The 4,416-nt window shown below is 75.5% G+C and carries 4 protein-coding genes; 3 read left to right on the forward strand and 1 reads right to left on the reverse strand.

Annotation, left to right across the window (positions count from 1 at the left end; translation table 11 throughout):
* On the forward strand, positions 1-2,812 hold a 2,812-nt coding region (locus ACFU99_RS34620; RefSeq protein WP_384399841.1), incomplete at its 5' end, for a tetratricopeptide repeat protein.
* Between the two features lie 104 nt (positions 2,813-2,916).
* Positions 2,917-3,558: a class I SAM-dependent DNA methyltransferase gene (locus tag ACFU99_RS34625; protein WP_384399844.1), complete on the forward strand. Its 642-nt coding sequence runs from the start codon at positions 2,917-2,919 to the stop codon at positions 3,556-3,558.
* A gap of 70 nt (positions 3,559-3,628) precedes the next feature.
* Here ACFU99_RS34625 and ACFU99_RS34630 read toward each other — a convergent pair whose 3' ends face one another.
* On the reverse strand, positions 3,629-4,198 hold the full coding sequence (locus ACFU99_RS34630; RefSeq protein ID WP_384399846.1) for a TetR family transcriptional regulator: 570 nt from the start codon (positions 4,196-4,198) through the stop codon (positions 3,629-3,631).
* A gap of 125 nt (positions 4,199-4,323) precedes the next feature.
* On the opposite strand from ACFU99_RS34630, the gene ACFU99_RS34635 reads away from it, so the two are divergent.
* A partial coding sequence (locus ACFU99_RS34635) for an NAD-dependent epimerase/dehydratase family protein (protein ID WP_384399849.1) occupies positions 4,324-4,416 on the forward strand: 93 nt, incomplete at its 3' end.

Here is a 4,416-nt window from a genome sequence, read left to right on the forward strand (position 1 = left end):
GCTCGTATGGGTCACCGCGAGCGGCCGGGACGCCGTCGTCTCCGCCTACGCGCACGCCGCCGCCCAGGTCGCTGCTCAGGACGCCGACCGAGTCGCCGATCCGGAGCAGGCCGCCCGTACGTTCCTGAGCTGGCTGGAGACCACGGCCGTGCGCTGGCTCGTGGTGCTCGACGACCTCGCCGACCCCGGCCTGCTGCGCGGCCTGTGGCCGCCGCGCGCCGGAACCGGCCGGGTCGTCGTCACCACCCGCCGCCGCGACGCCGCGCTCACCGGCAGCGGCCGACGGCTCATCAGCGTCGGCCTGTTCAGCCCGGAGGAGGCCGCCGCCTATCTGACGGCGACCCTCGCCGCGCACGGCCGGGCGGACGACGCGGAACAGATCCGCGCGCTCGCCGCCGACCTGGGCTGTCTGCCGCTGGCGCTCGCCCAGGCCGCCGCGTATCTGATCGACCGCGGCCTGGACTGCGCCGGCTACCGCCAGCGGTTCGCGGACCGCCGCCGCGCTCTCGCCGAGGTGCTGCCCGAGGACGGCGCCCTCCCCGACGAACAGCGCACGTCCGTGGCCGCGACCTGGTCGCTGTCCATCGAGCTGGCCGACGGGCTCGCGCCGCGCGGCCTGGCCCGCCCGCTCCTCCAACTGGCCTGCCTCCTCGACGCCAACGGCATCCCCGCCACCGTCCTCACCAGCCCCGCCGCCCTCGCCTACCTCACCGAACACCGGGGTGAGGCAGGCGGCAGGGACGTGGACGAGGAGACCGCGAGCGACGCGCTGCACTGCCTGCACCGGCTCAACCTCGCCGACCTCGCCGACCCGGCGGTGCCCGGCCCCGGCGCCCCGGCCGCGCCCGTACGCCCGTACGCCGCCGCCCACCGCTCCCTGCGCGTCCACGGCCTGATCCAGCGCGCCACCCGCGACGAGCTGACCGCCGAAGCCCTCGACGGCGCCGTACGGGCGGCGGCCGGGGCTGTGCTCCAGGCGTGGCCGGCCGCCGAGACCGCCGCCGACCACCGGGTATTGCGGGCCAACGCCGACGCCCTGCACACCCACGCCGGGGACCGGCTGTGGGAGGCCGGCGTCCACCCCGTCCTCGTACGGGCCGCGCAGAGCCTCTGGGAGTCCGGGGCCGTCGTCGCCTCGATCGGGGAGACCCGCCGGCTGTACGAGGCGGCGGCGCACCACCTCGGCCCCGCGCACCCCGACACCCTCGCCGTCCGCGGCGAACTGGCCCTGCGCCAGGGGCGCGCGGGCGACTGGGCGAAGGCCGCCGCCGAGACCGAGGAACTCCTCGCCGAGCGGCAGCGCACCCTGGGGCCCGCCCACCCGGAGACGCTCTACACCCAGCGCGACCTCGCGGGCTGGCTCGCCGCCGGCCGCGACTGGCTGGGCGCCATCGCCGTCACCGAGGCGATGCTCGCCACCCAGCAGGAGGCCCTCGGCCACGGGCACCCGGACATCCTCGCCACCCGCCGCAACCTCGCCCAGCTCCGCCGCGACAGCGGCGACCGGGAGGGCGGGGCCGCCGACAACGCGGACATGCTCGCCGCGCAGAAGCGGCTGCTGGGCCTCGCGGACCCCTCCATCCTGCCGACCTGCCACCGGATCGCCGAGTGGCGGCTGACCGCGGGCGACCGGGCCGGGGCGGTCGCCGTCTGGGAGGAACTGCTCGGCGAACGCGAGCGGGAACTCGGCCGCGAGCACCCCGGCACCCTCGCCGCCCGGCTCCACCTCGCCCAGTGGCGGGCCCAGGCGGGCGACCCGGCCGGCGCCGCCGCCGAGACCAGGGAACTGCTGGAGGAGCAGGTGCGCGTCCTGGGCCGCGACCACCCGGACACCCTCGCCACCCGCCGCCACCTCGCCGACCGGCTCGTGCACGTACGGGACCGGCGGGGCGCGGTCGCCGAGACCGAGGTGCTCCTCGGCGACCTGGAACGGCTGCTGGGCCGGGACCACCCCGACACCCTCGCCGCCCGCCGCGCGCTCGCCGACCGGCGCGGACAGGCCGGGGACTGGGCGGGCGCCATCGCCGACACGGAGGAGCTGCTGGCCGAACTCGCGCGGCTGTGGGGGCCGGACCACACCGAGACGCTGCTGATGCGCCGTACGCTCGCGGCCCGGCGCGGACAGTCGGGCGACTGGGCCGGGGCGATGGCGGAGACCGAGGCGCTCCTCGTGGAGCAGGAGCGGGTGCTGGGCCGCGGCCACCCCGCCACGCTCGCCACCCGCAGCGCCATAGCCGAACGCCGCGGCCACGCCGGGGACTGGGCGGGCGCCATCGCCGTCACCGAGGAACTGCTGGCCGATCAGCGGCGGCTGCTGGGCCCCGCGCACCGCGACACCTGGGCGACGCTGCGCCGGCTCGCCGACCGCCGGGGCCAGGCCGGGGACATCGCGGGCGCCATCGGCACGCTGCACGAGGTGCTCGCCGAACAGCGCGCCGAACTGGGCCAGGACCACCCCGAGACCTGGACGACCCGCCTCCACCTGGCGCACTGGGTGGGCATGTCCCGCGACTGGGACGGGGCGATGGAGATGCTGGAGGAGGTGCTGGCCGAGAAGCGGCGGGTGCTCGGGCCGGACCACCCGGACCTGCTGGCCACCCGGCGGCGGCTCGCGACCTGGTGGGAGAGCTCGGGGGACTGGGCCGGGGCGAACGAGACGCTGGCGCATCTGCTCGCCGAGCACGAACGCGTCCTGGGCCCGGACCACCCCGACACCCGCGCGGTGCGCCGCCGCCTGGCCCGCTGGCGGATGCCGTCGTACCAGAAGCCGCGGGGGGCGAAGGGCGGCAGGAGAGGGGCCAAGCCGCGGTGAGAGGCGTGAGGCCGGTGGGGCGTGGCGTGGTTGTCCGTCGTCCGGTTCCCGCCCTAGCCTCGTTCCGTTCGGGCTTTTCGCACCGGCGTCGAGAGGCGGCACCCGTGGCAGAGCGGTTGAACGTGCACCACCCGATCCTCCAGCGCATGTACCACCTCGACGGCGACGTCGAGGAGCGCACGCACATCTACGACGACTGGGCCGGGGCGTACGACGAGGACACCGTCGAGCACCTGGGGTACGTCGGCCCGCCTCTGGTCGCCGCCCTCGTCGCCGAACTGGTCCCCGCCGCCGCCCCGGTGCTCGACGCCGGCTGCGGTACGGGCCTGGTGGGCGCGGAACTGGCGGCGCGCGGCTTCACGGCCGTCGACGGCGTCGATCTCTCCGAGGGCATGCTGAAGGTCGCCCGGAGCAAGGGCGTCTACCGCCGCCTGGAGCGCGCGGACATCACCCGGCCGCTGCCCTTCGACCCCGGCGGCTACGCGGCGGTGAGCTGCGCCGGGACCTTCACGGCCGGACACGTGGGCCCCGAGGGAATCGACCCGCTCGTCGCGGCCGCGCGCCGGGGCGGGTATGTGGTCATGACGGTGCTGACGCAGGTCTGGGAGGACATGGGGTTCGCCGCGCACGTGGCCGGACTGACCCGCGAGGGCGCCGTCACGGTCGTCGAGGACCGGCCCGACCAGACGTACCACACGAGCGAACCGGTCACCTGCCGCCTGCTGGTGCTGCGCGCGGAGCGGTGAGAAGGGCGTAGGTGCGCGGCAGCGGCCGTACGGTCACGGGCCCGCGGTCACGGACGTACGGGCCGTACGGTCACGGGCCCGCCGTCACTGCTTTGAGCCCGTCGAGGGACTCCCGGAAGAAGTCCGTCAGCGAGCGCTCCCCGGCGTCGCCGATCCACTGCGCGAACCCGACCTTGAAGACGGCGATGCCGACCTCCGCGGTGAGGCTCGCGGCCGGGTCCTCGATGCCGCGGCGGCGCAGCGCGGCGACGAGCGCGGTGGACAGCGACGCCAGCTTGACCAGCTCGCGCTCGCGCAGCTCCGTGCTGGCCGCGATGACGGCGTGGCGCTTTCGGGCCCGGTCATGGTGGGGGTCGAAGTACCGGGTGGCGACGGTCTCCAGCGCCGATGCCATGGCGTCGACCGGCGCGACCGTGTCCGGGATCTCGGTGAAGGCGTCGACGAAGGCCTGCTCCAGCAGGTGCGCCTGGCCGAAGAGCACTTCGCGCTTGTCGGCGTAGTGCCGGAAGAAGGTCCGCTCGGTGAGACCGGCGCGCTCGGCGATCTGCGCGGCGGTCGTCTGCTCGAACCCGCGCTCGCCGAAGAGGTCCAGCGCCGCTTGTTCGAGACGTCCGCGCGCGTTGGGCTCCCATCGACTCATACGGTGATTCTACGTGATGACAGTTACTGACGTCCGGGTGTTATGGTCGATGACAGTTGCTGACATCGACTCGCCCGCCGTGTGCCGCAGAGGCGCGGCGGTCGGCCTATGCGGAGGTGTTCCTCATGCGTGTATTCGTCACCGGTGCGTCCGGCTGGATCGGTTCGGCCGTCGTCCCCGAGCTCATCGGCGCGGGCCACCAGGTCCTCGGGCTCGCC

The sequence above is a fragment of the Streptomyces sp. NPDC057654 genome, assembly GCF_042800135.1.
Lineage (GTDB): Bacteria > Actinomycetota > Actinomycetes > Streptomycetales > Streptomycetaceae > Streptomyces.